This is a genomic window from Mesorhizobium sp. M1D.F.Ca.ET.231.01.1.1 (assembly GCF_003999155.2).
Classification (GTDB): Bacteria; Pseudomonadota; Alphaproteobacteria; order Rhizobiales; family Rhizobiaceae; genus Mesorhizobium.
In genome coordinates, this window is the sequence record NZ_RZOZ02000002.1 from 90,293 (window position 1) to 109,084 (window position 18,792).

Annotated in this window: 17 protein-coding genes; 8 read left to right on the forward strand and 9 right to left on the reverse strand. The window is 64.0% G+C overall.

The window, feature by feature from the left end; translation table 11 throughout:
- Positions 1-11: 11 nt before the first annotated feature.
- From EN874_RS06880 to EN874_RS06895, 4 genes are all read right to left on the reverse strand, one after another.
- Positions 12-1,034: an esterase-like activity of phytase family protein gene (locus tag EN874_RS06880; RefSeq protein ID WP_127426083.1), complete on the reverse strand. Its 1,023-nt coding sequence runs from the start codon at positions 1,032-1,034 to the stop codon at positions 12-14.
- On the reverse strand, positions 1,031-2,929 hold the full coding sequence (gene cobT / locus EN874_RS06885) for a cobaltochelatase subunit CobT (protein WP_127426082.1): 1,899 nt from the start codon (positions 2,927-2,929) through the stop codon (positions 1,031-1,033). The genes EN874_RS06880 and cobT overlap by 4 nt, the downstream gene beginning before the upstream one ends.
- Before the next feature lie 51 nt (positions 2,930-2,980).
- Entirely contained in the window at positions 2,981-3,967 is a 987-nt protein-coding gene (gene cobS, locus EN874_RS06890) for a cobaltochelatase subunit CobS (protein ID WP_126087381.1), read from the reverse strand.
- A gap of 123 nt (positions 3,968-4,090) precedes the next feature.
- Positions 4,091-4,714, reverse strand: coding sequence for a J domain-containing protein (locus EN874_RS06895; RefSeq protein WP_127426081.1), 624 nt, complete (start codon positions 4,712-4,714; stop codon positions 4,091-4,093).
- A gap of 136 nt (positions 4,715-4,850) precedes the next feature.
- On the opposite strand from EN874_RS06895, the gene EN874_RS06900 reads away from it, so the two are divergent.
- Entirely contained in the window at positions 4,851-5,153 is a 303-nt protein-coding gene (locus EN874_RS06900) for a BolA family protein (RefSeq protein ID WP_127426080.1), read from the forward strand.
- A 124-nt stretch (positions 5,154-5,277) separates the two neighbouring features.
- Here EN874_RS06900 and EN874_RS06905 read toward each other — a convergent pair whose 3' ends face one another.
- Both EN874_RS06905 and EN874_RS06910 read right to left on the reverse strand, forming a co-directional pair.
- Entirely contained in the window at positions 5,278-6,831 is a 1,554-nt protein-coding gene (locus EN874_RS06905) for an acetolactate synthase large subunit (RefSeq protein WP_127426079.1), read from the reverse strand.
- A gap of 96 nt (positions 6,832-6,927) precedes the next feature.
- Complete coding sequence (locus EN874_RS06910) at positions 6,928-7,740, reverse strand: alpha/beta hydrolase (RefSeq protein WP_127426078.1); 813 nt, start codon at positions 7,738-7,740, stop codon at positions 6,928-6,930.
- A gap of 346 nt (positions 7,741-8,086) precedes the next feature.
- On the opposite strand from EN874_RS06910, the gene EN874_RS06915 reads away from it, so the two are divergent.
- From EN874_RS06915 to EN874_RS06930, 4 genes are all read left to right on the forward strand, one after another.
- Positions 8,087-8,452: a hypothetical protein gene (locus EN874_RS06915; RefSeq protein ID WP_127426077.1), complete on the forward strand. Its 366-nt coding sequence runs from the start codon at positions 8,087-8,089 to the stop codon at positions 8,450-8,452.
- A gap of 219 nt (positions 8,453-8,671) precedes the next feature.
- On the forward strand, positions 8,672-10,621 hold the full coding sequence (locus EN874_RS06920; protein WP_126087375.1) for a PrkA family serine protein kinase: 1,950 nt from the start codon (positions 8,672-8,674) through the stop codon (positions 10,619-10,621).
- Between the two features lie 19 nt (positions 10,622-10,640).
- Positions 10,641-11,951 carry a YeaH/YhbH family protein gene (locus tag EN874_RS06925; protein ID WP_127426076.1) on the forward strand — a complete coding sequence of 437 codons (1,311 nt, stop codon included), beginning with the start codon at positions 10,641-10,643 and terminating at the stop codon, positions 11,949-11,951.
- A gap of 28 nt (positions 11,952-11,979) precedes the next feature.
- Positions 11,980-13,524, forward strand: coding sequence for a SpoVR family protein (locus tag EN874_RS06930; RefSeq protein ID WP_127426075.1), 1,545 nt, complete (start codon positions 11,980-11,982; stop codon positions 13,522-13,524).
- A 70-nt stretch (positions 13,525-13,594) separates the two neighbouring features.
- Here the strand turns inward: EN874_RS06930 and EN874_RS06935 are convergent, their stop codons facing one another.
- From EN874_RS06935 to EN874_RS06945, 3 genes are read right to left on the reverse strand one after another with little or no spacing between them, the layout of a single operon-like run.
- Positions 13,595-14,485, reverse strand: a complete 891-nt coding sequence (locus EN874_RS06935) for a transporter associated domain-containing protein (RefSeq protein WP_127426074.1) — start codon at positions 14,483-14,485, stop codon at positions 13,595-13,597.
- A gap of 33 nt (positions 14,486-14,518) precedes the next feature.
- Positions 14,519-15,649 (reverse strand): 3-dehydroquinate synthase, encoded by a 1,131-nt coding sequence (gene aroB / locus EN874_RS06940; protein WP_127426073.1) that lies wholly within the window; start codon positions 15,647-15,649, stop codon positions 14,519-14,521.
- The gene (locus EN874_RS06945) at positions 15,646-16,257 is read right to left on the reverse strand and encodes a shikimate kinase (RefSeq protein WP_127426072.1); all 612 of its coding nucleotides are present in this window, start codon (positions 16,255-16,257) and stop codon (positions 15,646-15,648) included. Before EN874_RS06945 ends, aroB begins: the two co-directional genes overlap by 4 nt.
- Positions 16,258-16,462: 205 nt before the next feature.
- Between EN874_RS06945 and EN874_RS06950 the strand changes: the two genes are divergently transcribed.
- The 3 genes from EN874_RS06950 to EN874_RS06960 all read left to right on the forward strand — a co-directional run bounded on the left by EN874_RS06950 (position 16,463) and on the right by EN874_RS06960 (position 18,590).
- Positions 16,463-16,615 carry a histidine kinase gene (locus EN874_RS06950; RefSeq protein ID WP_126087369.1) on the forward strand — a complete coding sequence of 51 codons (153 nt, stop codon included), beginning with the start codon at positions 16,463-16,465 and terminating at the stop codon, positions 16,613-16,615.
- A 10-nt stretch (positions 16,616-16,625) separates the two neighbouring features.
- Positions 16,626-17,540: a site-specific tyrosine recombinase XerD gene (locus tag EN874_RS06955; protein WP_127426071.1), complete on the forward strand. Its 915-nt coding sequence runs from the start codon at positions 16,626-16,628 to the stop codon at positions 17,538-17,540.
- A gap of 99 nt (positions 17,541-17,639) precedes the next feature.
- The gene (locus EN874_RS06960; RefSeq protein WP_126087367.1) at positions 17,640-18,590 is read left to right on the forward strand and encodes an acetyl-CoA carboxylase carboxyltransferase subunit alpha; all 951 of its coding nucleotides are present in this window, start codon (positions 17,640-17,642) and stop codon (positions 18,588-18,590) included.
- Positions 18,591-18,792: the final 202 nt, after the last annotated feature.

The window sequence follows — 18,792 nt, forward strand, 5'->3', positions numbered from 1 at the left end:
CGCAGCGCGGCTCAATCCTGATGCAGGATAAACTCCAGGTAGAGGTTCCGCTGCAGGATCGAGTGGTTGTCGTCCGACACCAGCGACACCATCAGCGCGCCGTCGTCGCGGGTCCAGACGTCGAGCCCTTCCATGTTGTCGATCTGGTAGCCCATATCGGCTTCCATCAGCACCGGGCCGTCGGCGACCGCGCCCTTCTCGATGCTCTCGCCATAGATGCGCCGCAGCCGCATCTTCACCCCGCGCGCCATCGAGAAGCTGCGTTCCAGCAAAAGCAGGTCGCCATCGGGCAGGAAGGCGCCGTCGGTGATGTCGAAATCGCCGTTGCGCTTGACGGTGAAGACGCCCTTCCTCGGCCCTTCGATGATTGCCGCAAAGATGTTGCCGGCCTTGTCGAGGCTCTTTTCCGAAACCACGACCAGGCCGCCCTCGTGCTGGCCGTAGGGATTGGCATGCGTGACGGTCTCGAAGCCGCGGTTCTGGCGCAGTTCCCGGGTCGGGACCAGATAGTCGAGCGTCTTGAACGGTGCCTTCATGTCGTCCGGGTCGATCTTGAACTGGACGACGCGCTGCTCGCGCTCGAAGCCGACGGTGGCGATGCCGTCCTTGACCGCCAGGCCTTCGGCGTCGACTTCCCATTTCTCGTCGATCGGCCGACCGGAAGCGTCGACCATCTGCTGCATGCGGAAACTCGACACGCCCGAGGGGCGCTTGTCGGCATCGCGGGTGATGCTGCCGAAGAACCAGAAGCCGGTGTCGGCGACGCCGATGAAATCGCCGCCGGGCTTGAGGAAACGGAAAGCCGACAGCGCGCCGAAATCGCGCGACGGCGAGGTCATCTCCAGCCCGCCGATAAATTCGAGCGGTCCGAACAGTTTCTCGTCATGGCCCACATGGAACGCAGTGATCGGCCGCGCCGAAACCTCGACCGCCTCGACCGGAGCTCGCTCGGCCGCAATCGCTGCCGAAGCGGTCGCGCAGGCCGCCGCGCAAGCGAAAACCGTCCGCCGGAATCCGCCCCCCGATAAGATCATCCGGCGCGCCGCAAGCCGCCGCGCCGAGTGTCGCGCGCGCTTTCCTCGCCGAACAGCGATGCCAATTGCTCGGTCATGGCGCCCGCCAGTTCCTCGGCATCGACGATCGTGACGGCGCGGCGATAGTAGCGCGTGACGTCGTGGCCGATGCCGATGGCCAAAAGCTCCACCGGCGAGCGCGTCTCGATGAGCTCGATCACCGCGCGCAAATGGCGCTCCAGATAGTTGCCGGGATTGACCGAGAGCGTTGAATCGTCGACCGGCGCGCCGTCCGAGATCATCATCAGGATCTTGCGCTGCTCCGGCCGGCCGATCAGCCGATTATGCGCCCAAAGCAGCGCCTCGCCGTCGATGTTCTCCTTGAGCAGGCCCTCGCGCATCATCAGGCCGAGATTGCGCCGCGCCCGCCGCCACGGATGGTCGGCCGACTTGTAGATGATGTGGCGCAGGTCGTTGAGCCGGCCCGGATTCGGCGGCTTGCCGTCCTTCAGCCATTTCTCGCGCGCCTGCCCGCCTTTCCAGGCGCGGGTGGTGAAGCCGAGGATTTCCACCGAAACGCCGCAGCGCTCCAGCGTGCGCGCCAGGATGTCGGCGCAGGTCGCGGCGACGGTGATCGGCCGGCCGCGCATCGAGCCCGAATTGTCGAGCACCAGCGACACCACCGTGTCGCGGAACTTGGTGTCGCGCTCCTGCTTGAAGGACAGCGGCTGCATCGGATCGATGACGACGCGCACCAGCCGCGCCGGATCGAGATAGCCTTCCTCCAGGTCGAAATCCCAGGAGCGGTTCTGCTGCGCCATCAGGCGACGCTGCAGCCGGTTGGCGAGCCGGCCGACGACGCCGGAGAGATTGGCGAGCTGCTTGTCGAGGAAGGCGCGCAGCCGGTCGAGCTCCTCTTCCTCGCAAAGGTCCTCGGCGCCGACCGTCTCGTCGAAGGCGGTGGTGAAGACCTTGTAGTCGATTTCCTTCGGCAGGTTGAGGAACGGATTGTCGTTGCGGCGCGCTTCGCCGGGCGTCTCGGCGTCGGAATCGTCCTCGTCGGAGAGGTCGTCCGATGTCGCGTCGGTCGCCTCCGTCTCGGCCGAGTCTTCCTCGTCGGCGGAGGCCTCGGCATCTTCGGACTGCGACTGCTCGGAGCCGGAATCGTCCTCGCCGCCTTCCTCGCTTTGCTCCTCGCCCTGCTGCTCGTTCTCTTCGTTGTCCTCGGTATCTTCGGTCTCCTGGTCGTCGCCGAGCTCCTCGGCCATTTCCATGGAGACGAGCATGTCGCGCACGATGCGGGCAAAGGCCTGCTGGTCGTCGAGCTTGGACGACAGGCCGTCGAGGTCGGTGCTGGCCTTCTCCTCGACCCATGGGCGCCACAGGTGGACCAGCCGCTCGCCGCTCCTCGGCACGGCGCGGCCGGTCAGCTTCTCGCGCACCATCAGCGCCACCGCCTCCTCGAGCGGCGCGTCGGCCTTGTCCTTGACGTCGAGCAGGTTCGCCTTGGCGTATTTGTCCTCGAGCATCGAGCCGATATTGTCGGCCACGCCCTGCATGGCGCGGCTGCCGATCGCCTCGACGCGCGCCTGCTCGACGGCATCGAAAATAGCCCGCGCCAGCTTGCCTTCCGGCGCCAGCTTCGAGTGGATGCGCTGATCGTGGCAGGCGCGCTTCAGCGCCATGGAATCGCCGATGCCGCGGGTGATCGCGATATCGTTGCGGGAAGCCTTCTTCGGCAGCTCGGGCAGGCGGGCGCGATTTCCCGCCAGCGCCGGCCGGTCCTTGGCGAAGCCGACCTCGAGGTCCTTGTCGCCGGCGACGGCGCGCATGCAGACGGTGACGGCGCGCTTGAAGCTGTCCGCTTCAGACCCGTTCTTCGGCTTGTTGCGCGTGTTGTCGCCCGGACCCGCCATCGATCATTCCCTGCGCGTTTTGGCTCGAAAGGCCAAGCCTCTCGGCACGCGCTACCCCAGCACCACGTTGGCGGCGCTCTCCGGCAGATCCTCGCCGAAGGCGCGCTGGTAGAATTCGGCCACCACCGAACGCTCCAGCTCGTCGCACTTGTTCAGGAAAGTCAGCCGGAACGCCATGCCGATATCGCCGAATATCTCGGCATTCTCGGCCCAGGTGATGACGGTGCGCGGGCTCATCACGGTCGACAGATCGCCGTTGATGAAGGCCGAGCGCGTCATGTCGGCGACGCGCACCATCTTGTTGACGATCTCTTTGCCCTTGCTGTCGCGATAGTGCTTGGCCTTGGCCAGAACGATCGAGACCTCGTTGTCATGCGGCAGGTAGTTGAGCGTGGTCACGATCGACCAGCGGTCCATCTGCGCCTGGTTGATCTGCTGCGTGCCGTGATAGAGGCCGGTGGTGTCGCCGAGGCCGACCGTGTTGGCGGTGGCGAACAGCCGGAAGGCCGGGTGCGGGCGGATGACCCGGCTCTGGTCGAGCAGCGTCAGCCGGCCCGACGATTCCAGGACACGCTGGATGACGAACATCACATCCGGGCGGCCGGCGTCATATTCGTCGAAGCAGAGCGCCACATTGTGCTGATATGCCCAGGGCAGGATGCCGTCCCGGAATTCGGTGATCTGCAGGCCTTCTTTGACGACGATGGCGTCCTTGCCGACGAGGTCGATGCGGCTGACATGGCTGTCGAGGTTGACGCGCACGCAGGGCCAGTTGAGGCGCGCGGCGACCTGCTCGATATGCGTCGACTTGCCGGTGCCGTGATAGCCAGACACCATGACGCGGCGGTTGTAGGCGAAGCCGGCCAGGATCGCCAATGTCGTCGCCTTGTCGAAGAGATAGTCCGGATCGATGTCGGGCACATGTTCGGTCGCTGCCGAATAGGCGGGTACCACCATCCTGGAGTCGAAGCCGAATTTCTCCCTCACCGACACGGTCGTGTCGGGCAGGTTGGCGATGTCGCGATCGACCTTGTTCATCACTATCAACGTCTCCACGGGCGAAACGCCGCGTTTCGCCGGCAATCGATTTTGTTCGGGGGCGGTCTTAGAGCCTTTTCCAAGCTTATGAAAGTTGGAAAACGACACGGACCGTAGGGCCGCTCAGCACAATCCTGCTTGCTTGAGCACGCGATAGGCCTGCAGCACATCGCGGAACCGGTCTTCCGAACCCCTGTCGCCGCCATTCGCATCGGGATGGTGGCGCTTAACGAGTTCCTTATAGCGCGCCTTGATGTCCTTGCCAGTCGCCTTTGTATCAAGGCCAAGCGTTTCCAGCGCCTTGGCCTCAAGCGGCTTCGCCTTGCGCTCGCGCACCTCCCGCGTTCCGCCGCCGAACAGGTTGAAGGGGTCGCGCATGCGGTTGTAGTAGCCGGCGCGCCCCGAACGCTGCTGCGCGAAATCGGGCGCCGAACGCATCCCGCCGCCATTTGCGCCCATGCGCCAGGTCGGCCGGTGGCCGGTCAGCGCCTCCTTCTGGAAGCGGGCGATCTCGCTGTCCGACACACCGGAGAAGTAATTGAAGCTCTTGTTGTATTCGCGCACGTGCTCGAAGCAGAAGCGGAAATACTCTCCCTCCTTCAGCCGCCCGACCGGCGCGCGATGCGTGCCGGCCTCCTTGCAACCGTCCCACTGGCAGATCGGGGCGCGCGACTTCAGCTCGGCGTCCTTTTCCGGCCGGATGCGGATTTTCTCGAAATATTTGGGATACGGTTTCATCTCACCCATTTATGGGCTGTTCGCTGGTGCGAAACAAGAATTGACATTTCGCCGATGATCGCCCTAACCGCTGAATCGCGGCTTAAAAGCGGTCGAAAGCGCGGATTTTGCGGCGGTGCCGCTGATGTGGTGAAGGAACGCCCCGATGTCCATACAGTCGACGATGGAAAACAAGCTGAAGGCGGCCTTTTCGCCGGAGCGGCTCGCCGTCATCAACGAAAGCCACCTTCACGCGGGCCATCATCATGTCGAGTCGGGCCACCACGCCCGCTTCGACGGCACCGGCGAGACGCATTTCCGTATTCGCATCGTCTCGCCGGATTTTGCCGGAATGAGCCGCATCGACCGGCACCGCGCCGTCAACCAATTGCTTGCCGACGAACTGAAGGCCGGCGTGCACGCGCTGGCGATCGAGCCGGCCGCGCCCGGCGAAAAGACGCGCTGGTAGGTGCCGCGGGTTCCCAGGACCTGCTCAGAGCAATTCCAGGAAAGTGTGAGCGGTTTGCGTCCGGAATTGCATCAAAAACAAAGGCTTAGATCAGTTCAGCGTTTCCGTGAAAAGCTGAACTGATCTAAACCACCGCTTCGATGAGGAACGGCCCCGGGCGCGAAAGCGCGCTGTCGAGCAGCGCCTCGAAGCGCTCGCATGTGTCGGCACGGGCCGCTTCCACCCCCATGCCGTTTGCCAGCGAGACCCAGTCCAGCGCCGGCTGATCGAGATCGAGCATGCGCCTGGCATTCTCGCCGATCGCGTTCACCCCGACATTGCGCATTTCGGCGTGCAGGATGGCATAGGTCCGGTTGGAAAAGACGATCGTCACGACGTCGAGCCTTTCCCGCGCCTGGGTCCACAACCCCTGCACCGTGTACATGCCGCTGCCGTCCGCCTCCAGGTTGATCACCTTGCGGCCGGGACAGGCGATTGCGGCACCGGTCGCCATCGGAATGCCGCCGCCGATCGACCCGCCCGTGCCCATCATGTAATCGTGCGGCGCGGCGAAAGCCGAGAGCGCAAAATAGCGTCGCGCGGAGGTGACGGCCTCGTCGCAGACGATCGCATTCTCGGGAAGTTTCCGCGCGACCGAAACTGCCACCGCGTCGTCCGTCAGCGTGCCGCGCGGGCTCGGCTCGTCGGGAAATGCCGTGGCGACGGACACCGGCTGTAACGGCTTGATGCCGAGCTCATCGCCAAGCGCCGCAAGCGCGGCCTCAAGGTCTTCGCCATGCTCGGCCAGCGTCATCACTTCACAGCCTTCGCGTACGAGCCGGCCCGGCTTGCCCGGATAGGCAAAGAACGCCACCGGTTCCTTCGCGCCGACGAGGATCAGCACGTCGATATCGGCAAGGAGCGCCCTTGCCGCGTCGATTGGGTATGGAATGCGGGTCGGCGCGACGCGCCCGCGGCCGCGCTGCATCCGGGCTACCAGAACCTCGCTGAACAGCCGGACATCCAAGGCGGCCGCTATCCGGCCGGCGATTTCCAAAGCACGCTGGCGCGCAGCGCGCCCGCGCAGGACCATGCCGACACGACCATGTGAGGCGCGAACGGCCTCGGCGATCTTGCGCACGACATCCATGTCGACCGCGGGTGGCGGCACAGGCGCCGCCCTGGCCGATGACACGGGGCCGGCATCGCCCCATGCGGCGTTCGCCGGCAGGATCAGCGTCGCGATGCCGGGAGGCGTCAGCGATGCGCGGACGGCTGCTTGCGCGGACGGCGCGACGTCGGCCGGACCCGAGATGCGGCGGACCCAGTTCGACATCGGCGTCGCCAGGCTTTCGATGTCGCTGGTGAGCGGCGCGTCGAGCGGCAGATGGTAGGAGGCGTGGTCGCCGACGATGTTGATCATCGGCACGCGGGCGCGCCGGGCGTTGTGGATGTTGGCGAGGCCATTGGCCAGTCCGGGGCCGGTGTGGAGCAGCGTTGCGGCCGGCCGGTCGGTCATTCTTGCGTAGCCGTCGGCGGCACCGGTCACCACGCCCTCGAAAAGGCCGAGCACGCAGCGCATTTCCGGCTTGCGGTCCAGCGCGGCGACGAAATGCATTTCCGAGGTACCGGGATTGGCGAAGCAGACGTCCACGTCATTCGCCAGCAGCACGTCGCAAAGTACGTCCGCGCCATTCATCGCGTTCCCTCTTGTCCGGTGGCCCCCGGACAATTGACCCGATAAGTGTCCGCGCCGCAATGTCCGGCCCCGACTTTGCCGCGATCCAGGCGGCAATCAGGCGACAGTCGCCTTCAGGAAAGCCATGACCGCTGCGGTCAACGCGTCGCCGTCCTCGCCGAAGCGGCGGTTGATCGCCATGTGCGAATAGGCGCTGCCGTCGAACAGCCTGACCTTGGTCCCCCCTGCCCGCAGCCGGTCCGCCAGATTGCGGGCCGCGGCCGCGCGGATCGGCGTGTTCGAATAGGCGACGAACACGGGCGGATGCCTGGCCGCCCCGATATAGGTCGCGGGCGACAGCGCCCGCCACTGGCCGGGATCGGAAAAGGCCTGCGCATAAACCGGACGCAGCCTGCCGCCCTGCGCCTTGGCCAGGGCCTCGATGTCATAGGCCTCGGTATCGTCGAGCACCAGCGCGGCAACACCGGGCAAGCCGCCGCGAAAACCCGTCAGCGCCGCGAGATGGCAACCGGCCGAGTGGCCCATCACCACGATACGGTCGGGATCGCCGCCATATCTGGCGATATTGGCCCGCACATAGCCGTAAGCCTTCTCGACGTCGCTCGCCTGGGTGGCGACGTCGGCCGCGGGCAGCATGCGGTAGTCGATCGAGACGAACACGAAGCCGTTGGCGAGCAGGAAAGCCGGCTTGGCATTGACATTGCCGCGGTTGCCGAACCGCCAGGCGCCGCCATGGATGAAGAAGACGACCGGACCGCCCTTGGCGCCCTCGCGCGCATAGATATCGAGCTTGGCCGGTCCGTAGTCGAGCGTCCGCGGCGCCGGCTGGCGCGGGCGCCAGGCCGATGACGCAGCCGTCGGCAGCAGCGCGGCAACGGACGCAACGACGAAACGTCGACGATCGATCATGATCATCTCCTGCCGCCCCCCTGCCCGACCGCCCTTCCGCCCCGACCGCCTTCCGCCCCGACCGCCTTCCGCAAAGAGTGCATGCGAGCGCGGCAGACGTCCAGTTGAGGATTGTTGACCGGCTGCGCAGCTGGCTCGCCAACGGCGAGCCGGCAACCCTCTTTCGCGCCTTCAAATGCGCCGGCGCGCAACGCTGCCGCGTGAGGAGGACCATGGAACATTTCCCCAGGCCGGCAGTTTGAGTGAAGGCTCGGCCCTGGAGGAAGCCCTCGTCCATGCCGGGCGGATTGCTAGTCTGACCGGAGAGCCGATGCCATCGGCCGGCGCCTCCGAAGGGTGACCACCAATGACGAAGACGTATCGAGCTTCAGCCGCGCGTGCCAACGGGTGCTCAGGCCGTTTGCAGTCTCTGCGCCTGTTCCCGGCAATTGCGCTGGCGGCCTTGCTTTCGGCTCCGGCCGCCGCCCATCAGGCGCCCAAGGGCTGGCAGTATGACAGCTCATGCTGCTCGGGAATGGACTGCTATCAGGCACCCATGGCCGATGTGAAGGAAACGAAATATGGATACCAGCTCTCCACGGGAGAGCTCATTCCCTACTCCGACAGTCGGATCAAGCGCTCGCGTGACGAGTTCTTTCACGAGTGCAAGCCCGGCGGCGACTCGAACTCTCAGCACTCATTCTGCCTCTATGTTCCCGACCACGACATGTAAGCGGGGGAAAAACCAAGATTCTCCTTGAAGGTCTCCCGGCTATCACCACCTTAATAACATAGGTGAGCATTCCGTCTGAGTCGGGTGCTTTGAGACGTCGATGCCCGATTGCAGACGCTCTCCTTCATGTGAGGGAACCACAATGCTTTCCGGCAGTTGAATACGAGACGAGCCGACTTGGCCGACTGGAAGCCAGAGCGGCTCTGAGGGCAGAATATCATGCGAGAGAACCAATCCGACGTCTTCGATCTGTTTTCGGAGATTTACGCCAACGCAGCCCAGGAAGAGATCAGCCTTCAGCAATATCTGCTAGCCTGCCGCGAGGACAAATCCATGTATGCCTCCGCGCCTGAGCGGATGGTCGAGGCAATAGGCGAGCCGAACCTGGTCGACACCAGCAAGGATGAGCGGCTCGGGCGCATCTTCTCGAACCGTACCATCAAGGTGTACCCCTCCTTCTCCGATTTCTACGGCATGGAGGATACGATCGAGCGCATCGCCGGATATTTCCGCTATGCCTCGCAGGGTCTCGAGGAGCGCAAGCAGATCCTCTATTTGCTCGGGCCGGTCGGCGGCGGCAAGTCCTCGCTTGCCGAACGGCTGAAGAAGCTCATGGAGCAGCGCCCGATCTACACGCTGAAGGTCGGCAATCAGATCAGCCCGATTTTCGAATCGCCGCTCGGCCTGTTCCACCCCGATCGGATGGGCGATCTGCTGGAAGACAAATACGGGATAGCCCGCCGTCGCCTGAACGGACTCATCTCGCCCTGGGCGGCCAAACGGCTGGACGAACTGTCGGGCGATATTTCCAAATTCAGCGTGGTCAAGCTGTCGCCGTCGCGTCTGCGCCAGATCGCCATCGCCAAGACCGAGCCCGGCGACGAGAACAACCAGGACGTCTCGGCCCTGGTCGGCAAGGTCGACATCAGGCAATTGGAAAATTTCAGCCAATCCGATCCGGATGCCTATTCCTACAGCGGCGGCTTGAACCGGACCACCCAGGGCCTGCTCGAATTCGTCGAAATGTTCAAGGCGCCCATCAAGGTCCTGCACCCGCTGCTGACGGCAACCCAGGAGGGCAGCTACAACGGCACCGAGAATTTCGGCGCCTTCCCCTATCAGGGCATCGTCGTTGCCCATTCCAACGAATCGGAATGGCAGCAATTCAAGAACAACAAGAACAACGAGGCCTTCCTCGACCGCATCCTCGTGGTCAAGGTCCCCTATTGCCTTCGCATCACCGAGGAAAGGCAGATCTACGAAAAACTTCTGCGCGAGAGCGATCTGGCGAACAGTCCCTGCGCCCCCGAGGTGCTGGACATTCTCAGCCGTTTTACGGTCTCGACCCGCCTTGCCGAGCACGAGAATTCGCCGCTCTACACCAAGATGCGTGCCTATGACGGCGAGAACCTCAAGGAAATCGACCCGAAGGCGAAATCGGTCCAGGAGTATCGCGATGCCGCGGGCGTCGACGAAGGCATGACCGGGGTCAGCACGCGTTTCGCCTTCAAGATCTTGTCGCAGACTTTCAACTACGACACCAAGGAGGTCGCCGCCGATCCGGTGCACCTGATGTACATCCTCGAGGAGGCCATCAAGCGCGAGCAATTCCCCAAGGAAACGGAAGCCGCGTACCTCGAGTTCATCAAATCGGAACTTGCAACGCGCTACGCCGAGTTCATCGGCCACGAGATCCAAAAGGCCTATCTGGAATCGTACAGCGAATACGGCCAGAACCTTTTCGATCGCTACATCGCCTACGCCGATGCCTGGATCGAGGACCAGGACTACAAGGACCCCGATACCGGCCAGATCCTCAATCGCGAGGTCCTGGACAAGGAATTGTCGCAGGTCGAAAAACCGGCCGGCATCGCCAATCCCAAGGATTTCCGCAACGAAGTGGTCAAATTCACCTTGCGCGCCCGGGCGCGCAATCATGGCCGCAACCCGTCCTGGACGAGCTATGAGAAGCTTCGCGAGGTCATCGAGAAGCGCATGTTCGGCCAGGTCGAGGATCTGCTGCCGGTGATCAGCTTCGGCTCCAAGCAGGACAGTGTTACGGAGAAACGGCACAACGAATTCGTGGAGCGGATGGTGGAGCGCGGCTATACCCAGCGGCAGGTGCGCCGGCTGGTCGACTGGTACATGCGCGTGAACAAGGCTGGCTGAGCAAAGCCCGAACGGTTCCATGCCGATCTTCATCGACCGCCGCCTGAATCCGAAGGACAAGAGCCTGAGCAATCGCCAGCGCTTCCTCAGGCGCGCCCGGGAAGAGCTCAAGCAGAGCATCCGCGACCATGTCCGCACAGGCCGCATCGCCGAGTTGGATCGGGAACTCGCCGTGCCGATGCCGCGCAAGGGCACCAGCGAGCCGAGCTTCAGCGACGCCAAGGACAGCGGACGGCGCCAGCACATCCTGCCCGGCAACAAATCGTTCAGCCCCGGTGATCTGATCCCCAAGCCCGGCGGCGGCGGCGCGGGCTCCTCGGCGCCGGGAACCACGGAATCCGAAGACGATTTTCGTTTTGTGCTGTCGCGCGAGGAAGTGCTCGACCTCTTCTTCGAGGATCTCGAACTGCCCGACCTGGTCAAGCTCAACCTCAAGCAGATACTGAGCTTCAAGCCAAGACGGGCAGGCTTCACGGCAAGCGGGTCGCCGACGAACATCAATGTCGGACGCACGATGCGAAACAGCCACGGGCGCCGCATTGCGCTCAGGCGTCCCAAGCAGGCGGAGCTGGACGCGGTCGCCGCGCAGATTGCCGAGCTGACATCCAAGCCGACTAGCCCGGCGGTGCGCGAACGCCTGGCGGCCCTGCGCGAGCAGCTTGACCGGCTCGAGCGCCGGCGCAAGCGAATTGCCTATGTCGATCCGGTCGACATCCGTTTCAATCGCTTCGACCCCCAGCCGGTGCCGAATGCAAGCGCGGTCATGTTCTGCCTGATGGACGTCTCCGGATCGATGGGAGAGCGCGAGAAGGATCTGGCCAAACGCTTCTTCGTGCTGCTGCACCTTTTCCTGACACGCCGTTATGAGCGCACCGAGATCGTCTTCATTCGCCACACCCACGAGGCCAAGGAGGTGGACGAGCACACATTCTTCTACCACACCCAAAGCGGCGGCACCGTCGTCTCCACGGCGCTCGAGGAAATGCATCGCATCATCGAGCAGCGCTATCCGGTCAGCGAATGGAACATCTATGCCGCCCAGGCTTCCGACGGCGACAACTTCGCCACCGATTCCGAGCGCTGCATAGAACTGCTCGACCGCAAGCTCATGCGCCTTTGCCAGTATTTCGCCTATGTGGAGATCATCGACGAACGGGAAAGCCACATTTTCGGCTCGACCGAGAACGGGACATCGCTCTGGCGCGCCTACAACGCCGTCGACGGAAAATGGCCGAATTTCCAGATGAGGCGCATCGCTGCCCCGGCCGATATCTATCCGGTCTTCCGCGAGCTTTTCGCCAGGCAGCCCGCCCTGCGCAAGAGTGCGTGAGGCCGAGGGGGTCGATGGGACAGGGCTGATGGTCAGTCAGGCGCGCAAATCCGAGTTGCTGTTTTCCGGGTCTGACTGGAATTTTGCGAAACTGTCGCAGGTCTACGATGAGATCGAGGCGATCGGGACCGAAGAACTTCGCCTCGACATCTATCCGGTGCAGATGGAGGTCATTTCCTCCGAGCAGATGCTCGACGCCTACTCATCGGTCGGCATGCCGCTGATGTATCGGCATTGGTCGTTCGGCAAACGTTTCCTCTATGATGAACTTCTCTACCGCAAGGGCGCCCGCGGTCTGGCCTACGAACTGGTCATCAATTCCAATCCCTGCATCGTCTATCTGATGGAAGAGAACACCATGGCCTTGCAGGCCCTGGTGACCGCCCATGCGGCGCTGGGCCACAACCATTTCTTCAAGAACAATCATCTTTTCCGGCAATGGACGGACGCCGGGGGGATCCTGAGCTATCTCGATTTTGCCAAGAGCTACATAACCCGGTGCGAGGAACGGCATGGCCTGGCCGCCGTGGAGGCGATCCTGGATTCCGCCCACGCGCTGATGGAGCAGGGCGTGTTCCGCTACCGCCGGCCACCGAAGCTGTCGTCGGAGCAGCAGCGCGAAGGGCTGCGCGAGCGCCTCGAATATGAGGAGCGCTCCTTCAACGATCTCTGGCGGACGTTGCCGCCCTCGCCGGGAAAGAGCAAGCCCGATGCAAGGGACGAAATCCTTGCCGAGCGGAAGAAATCGCTCAATCTGCCCGAGGAGAACCTCCTCTACTTCCTCGAGAAGAACAGCCTCGTCCTGGAGCCCTGGCAGCGCGAGATCGTCAGGATCGTTCGTGTCATCGCGCAGTATTTTTACCCGCAACGCCAAACCCAGGTGATGAACGAAGGCTGCGCCACCTTCGTGCACTACACGATCATGAACACGCTTTTCGATCGCGGCCGCATCAGCGAGGGCGCCATGCTCGAGATCTTGCGCAACCATTCGAACGTGGTTTTCCAGCCGGCGTTCGACGATCCGCGTTTTTCCGGCATCAATCCCTATGCGCTGGGTCTCGACATGATGCAGGACATCCAGCGCATCTCGACCGAACCGACCGCGGAAGACCGCGACTGGTTTCCGGACATCGCCGGCCGCGGCGACTGGCGCGACACCTTGCTCGACGCCTGGGCCAATCACCGTGACGAGTCCTTCATCCGCCAGTATCTGAGCCCCACCCTGATCCGGAAATGGCGGCTCTTCGTGCTGGCCGACGGCGCCGACGAGCCGCATTACGAAGTCGCCTCGATCCACAACGAGCGCGGCTATGCCAAGATACGGTCCGCGCTGGCCCAACGCTACGACGTGGGGGCGAGCCGGCCCGACATCCAGGTGGTCGACGTGGACCTCCTGGGCGACCGGCATCTGCGGCTGCAGCACAATGTCAAGGACGGCATCCTGCTCGAGGACGCGAGCCGCGACGCGACCCTGCGCCATATCCGAAGGCTGTGGGGCTACGACGTCAGCCTGGCGGCGACCGATGCCGAAACCGGCGCGACGCTCAGCGAGCGCTCGACAAAGGAACTTTGAGATCGGAAGCCAACTTCGCCGAGCGGAGCGTGCTTGAAAGACGGCAGCATCGGCCTGCGCCGGCCTTAGCTTAACCTTCGCCGGCGGGCCGAATCCGCAGTCTCGCAATACGGTTCTTGTCGCGCTTCATCACGACGAAACGCTTGCCGTGGAACGTGAAGGCCTGCTTCTCCTCGGGGATCGTCTGCGTCTCGTGGATGACGAGGCCAGCGATCGTGGTCGCCTCCTCGTCCGGCAGGTCCCAGTCGAGCGCACGGTTGAGATCGCGGATCGGCACCGTGCCGTCGACAACGACCGAGCCGTCCGCCTCCTGCTTGACGCCCTGCATGTCGACATCGTGCTCGTCGGCGATCTCGCCGACGATCTCCTCGATGATGTCTTCCAGCGTCACCAGCCCTTCCATCTCACCATATTCGTCGACGACGATGGCGAAGTGCGCCTTGCGGCGCAGGAAGGCGTTGAGCTGGTCCTGCAGGGTGGTCGTATCCGGCACGAACCATGGCTTCGACGCGATTTTTGTCACGTCGATCTTGGAAAAGTCGTTGCCGACCTCGTTGAGGGCTCTCAGCAGATCCTTGGCGTGCAGCACGCCGACGATGTTGTCGAGCGAGCCTTTCCAGAGCGGCATGCGCGTGTGCGGGCTTTGCAGGATCTCGCGCACCACCATTTCCGGCGGATCGTCGGCGTTGACCGAGCGCATGTTGGTGCGATGGACCATCACGTCCGAAACCTCGAGTTCCTCGAGATCGAAAAGCGCGCCCAGCCGGTTGCGATCCTCGCGCGCCTGCCCGTTGCGGCGGGTGTCGTCGCCGTTGTCGTCCGGCTCGTCGTCCTCGGGCGCCGTCGGCTTGATCGGCTGCAGGCTGTAGCCGAGCGCCGCGAACAGACGTGTGCGCAAGAGAAGCGCCAGCACGACGACAGCGGCTAGGACGGCTGCGGCGATCCAGCCGGCGTCGATCATCTGGAATGGCTCATCTTGAGCATTCGGAATGGCTCATCTTGAGCATTCGGGATGGCTCGCCTTGAGGAACGACAGCACTTCCGAGGGCGGCACGTCCTTGGCGATGAAGGCCTGGCCGACGCCGCGCGTCAGGATGAAGGTGAGCGCGCCGCGCGAGACCTTCTTATCCTGGGTGATGAAGCCAAGCAGCGCCTCGGCATCCGGCAATTCGCCGGATATGTCGGCCATCCGCCAGGGCAGGCCGACGGCGCGAAGATGCGCCTCCACGCGCTCGGCATCGTCAGGGCTCGCCAGGTTGAGGCGCGCGGAAAAACGGTGCGCCAGCGCCATGCCGATGGCGACGCCCTCGCCATGGACGAGACGGGCGCCGTCGTAGTTCGTGGCGGCTTCGAGCGCATGGCCGAAAGTGTGGCCGAGATTGAGCAGCGCGCGATCGCCGGTCTCGAACTCGTCGCGGGCGACCACGTCGGCCTTGGCGCGGCAGGCCTCGGCGATGGCTTCGGTCCGCTCCTGGCCGCCGGCGAATACCTTTTGCCAGTTCTCCTCCAGCCAGGCGAAGAAGCCGGGCCGGTCGATCAGCCCGTATTTGGCGAGCTCGGCATAGCCGGCGCGGAACTCGCGGATCGGCAGCGTGTCGAGCACGCCGGTGTCGGCCAGCACCAGCTTGGGCTGGTTGAAGACCCCGATCAGGTTCTTGCCGCGCGCGCTGTTGATGCCGGTCTTGCCGCCGACGGAAGAATCGACCTGCGCCAAGAGCGAGGTCGGCACCTGTACGAAATTCATCCCGCGCCTCACGATGCCGGCGGCGAAACCGGCCAGATCGCCGATGACGCCGCCGCCGAGTGCTATCACCACGTCGCGCCGTTCGAGCTTGGCGGCGAGCACGCCGTCGACCACCTCTTCGAGGTGGACGAAGCTCTTGGTCTTTTCGCCGGCCGGCAGCGTGATGACGGCGGCCTGGATGCCGCCTTTTGCCAGGCCGGCCTTCAGCCTTTCGAGATGCGCTGCGGCGACATTCTCGTCGGTGACGATGGCCGCGCGCGTGCCCGGAAGGCGGCCCGCGATTTCGGTTCCGGCTGCGAAGAGCAAGCCAGGCCCGATCAGTATGTCATAGGCGCGCTCGCCGAGCCCGACCTCGACCTTCACCGGTTCGGTATGGCTCATTGTTCCACCTCGCCGCTGGTGGCGATGGCGGCGATCCCGAGATAGGCGCAAAGCGCGCATACCACCTCGCCGGCGATGACCTCCTTGCGGTCGTCGCGGGTCGGAACCGTGATGTCGGCCGCGGCATAGACCGGGTAGCGCTCGCCCATCAGCTTCTCCAGCACGCCGCGCGGATCGGGATTCTTCAACAGCGGCCGATTCTGCTTCTTCGAGACCCGCTCCATGAGGAGATCGAGATCGGCCTTCAGCCAGACAGAGACGCCGTGGCCGCCGATCGCCTCGCGCGTCTGCGCGTTCATGAAGGCGCCGCCGCCGGTCGACAGCACCTGCGGACCGTTCTCGAGCAGGCGCAGGATCACCCGCTGCTCCAGCGCCCGGAACTCAGGCTCGCCATAGCGCTCGAACAACTCCGGCACGGTCATGCGCGACACGCTCTCGATTTCCTGGTCGCTGTCGATGAAGGGCAGCGAAAGCATCGCAGCCACCTTGCGGCCGATCGCCGTCTTGCCGGCGCCCATCAGGCCGACAAAGACGATGCAGCGGCTGCCGAGGCGCTCGAGCAGCGCGACACGGCCTTCGTCCGGCGGATTTGCTGGTAGCGCGTTCATGCGGAACCCTCTTTGCGCCGTATCGACATCAAAAGCCTGTTTGCGTCAAGCAGGGCGCCGCAGGCGGGCCTGATCGTGCTGCTTCCGTCGAGAACCTTTGTCGACAAATCCTTTGCCCAATCCTTCCTCCTTGAATTGGCCGGATTGGCGTCCCATAAGGGCACAGGGTTTGGAATCGCAGAACCAGAAGACGGGCGAAGACTGAATGCCGACATTGTTTCGCTTTGTCGTGACGCTGGCGGTTCTTGCAGGCGTCATCTATGGCGCGATGTTCGCGCTGGCGATGTTCGTGGAGCCGAAGAAGGCGGAAATGAGCGTGCGCATTCCCGCCGAAAAGCTCAATCCGAAGAAGAACTGACCCCGGCCAGATGAACAGCGCGGCCCGCATCGAAGCCTTTTTGGAGATGATGAGCGCCGAGCGGGGCGCGGCTGAAAACACGCTGTCCTCCTACCGCCGCGACCTCGAAGACGCCTCCGAAGCCATTGGCGGCGGCCTGGCGGGAGCGGGAGCGGCCGATATCCGCGCCTATCTCGACGACATCGCCGCGCGTGGCTTCGCGCCCACCTCGCAGGCGCGCAAATTGTCGGCGATCCGCCAGTTCTTCAAATTCCTTTACGCCGAAGGCCTGCGCGGCGACGACCCGACCGGGACGCTGGACAGCCCGAGGAAGGGCCGGCCGCTGCCGAAGACCATGACCGAAGCCGAGACCGGCCGCCTGCTCGACCGCGCGGCCGAGGAGGCGGGCGCCGCGGCACCGGACGGCGACCGGCTGGCGGCGATACGCCTGCACGCCCTGGTCGAGGTGCTTTATGCCACGGGTCTGCGCGTTTCCGAATTGGTCGGCCTGCCGGTGACTGTGGCGCTGCGCGACGACCGCTTCTTCATGGTTCGCGGCAAGGGCGATAAGGAGCGCATGGTGCCGCTGTCGGCCAAGGCGCGCGCGGCCATGCGGACATGGCTTTCGGAACGGGCAACCAGGCCGGCCTTTGCCGACAGCCCCCATCTATTTCCCGCCTCATCCGACAGCGGCCATCTTTCCAGGCAGGTTTTCGCGCGCGATCTCAAAAGTTTGGCGGCGCGGGCCGGCATCGCCTCGGCCAAGATCTCGCCGCATGTCCTGCGCCACGCCTTCGCCAGCCATCTCCTGCAGAACGGTGCCGATCTTAGAGCCGTGCAGCAACTGCTCGGCCATTCCGATATCTCCACCACGCAGATCTACACCCATGTGCTGGAGGAGCGGCTGGTGCGGCTGGTCAACGATCATCATCCGCTTGCCGACTAGGCCTCATATCGCTATGTGAGGGCGACGTTCCACCGCCCGGGGCCAGCATTTCCATGGTTCCGCCAGCCATTGCCTTCCGACGGATCGGTCCGCCCAAGCATGTACAATTACCTCGATTTCGAAAAGCCGGTGCAGGATCTGGAGCTCAAGATCCTTGAGCTGAAGAAGCTTGCGGAGAACGGCGAGGCGGTCGATGTGGCCGACGAGATCAGCAGGCTGGAGAAGCGTTCGCGCGATGCGCTGCGCGACCTCTACAAGGCGCTCACCCCGTGGCAGAAGGTGCAGGTGGCCCGCCATCCGGACCGGCCGCACTGCCTTGACTACATCAAGGGCCTGTTCAGCGACTTCACGCCTTTGGCCGGCGACCGCAATTTCGGCGACGACCAGGCGATCGTCGGCGGCTTCGCGCGGTTCCGCGGCGAGCCGGTGGCGGTGATCGGCCAGGAAAAAGGCTCGGACACGGCAAGCCGCATCAAGCACAATTTCGGCTCGGTGCGGCCCGAAGGCTACCGCAAGGCGGTGCGATTGATGGAGCTTGCCGACCGCTTCAACATCCCGCTGCTGACGCTGGTGGACACCGCCGGCGCCTATCCCGGCGTCGGCGCCGAGGAGCGCGGCCAGGCCGAGGCCATCGCGCGCTCGACCTCGGCCTGCCTGGCGCTGAAGGTGCCGTCGATTTCCGTCGTCATCGGAGAAGGCGGCTCCGGCGGCGCCATCGCGATCGCCACCGCCAACCGCGTCTACATGCTGGAGCACGCCATCTATTCGGTGATCTCGCCCGAGGGCGCAGCCTCGATTCTCTGGCGCGACACCACCCGTTCCAAGGACGCGGCGACCAACATGAAGATCACCGCCCAGGATCTTTTCGAAATGAAGATCATCGACGCCATCGTCCCCGAGCCGATGGGCGGCGCCCAGCGCGCGCCGGAAACGGTGATTGCCGCCACCGGCGACCTGATCGCCAAGACCATGAAGGACTTTGCCGGCGCCAACACCGACTTCCGCGAGCAGCGCCGCGAGAAATATCTGGCGATGGGCCGCAGCCTCTGACCCCGCCGTGCATTCAACTGTGGCGAGAATGAACAATTTCGCCACAAAAATGCCGCCGGATTCGGTTCAATGGAAATCGCCGTGAGGGGTTGGCTGAGGCTTGCGGTAAGGAATTTTCAAGGTTAACGGGCTTACGGTCCATTGGTGTTCAGCCTGCGGACCTGGCCATGCCGAAGCCATTGGCCGAGAGAAAAGACGTAGC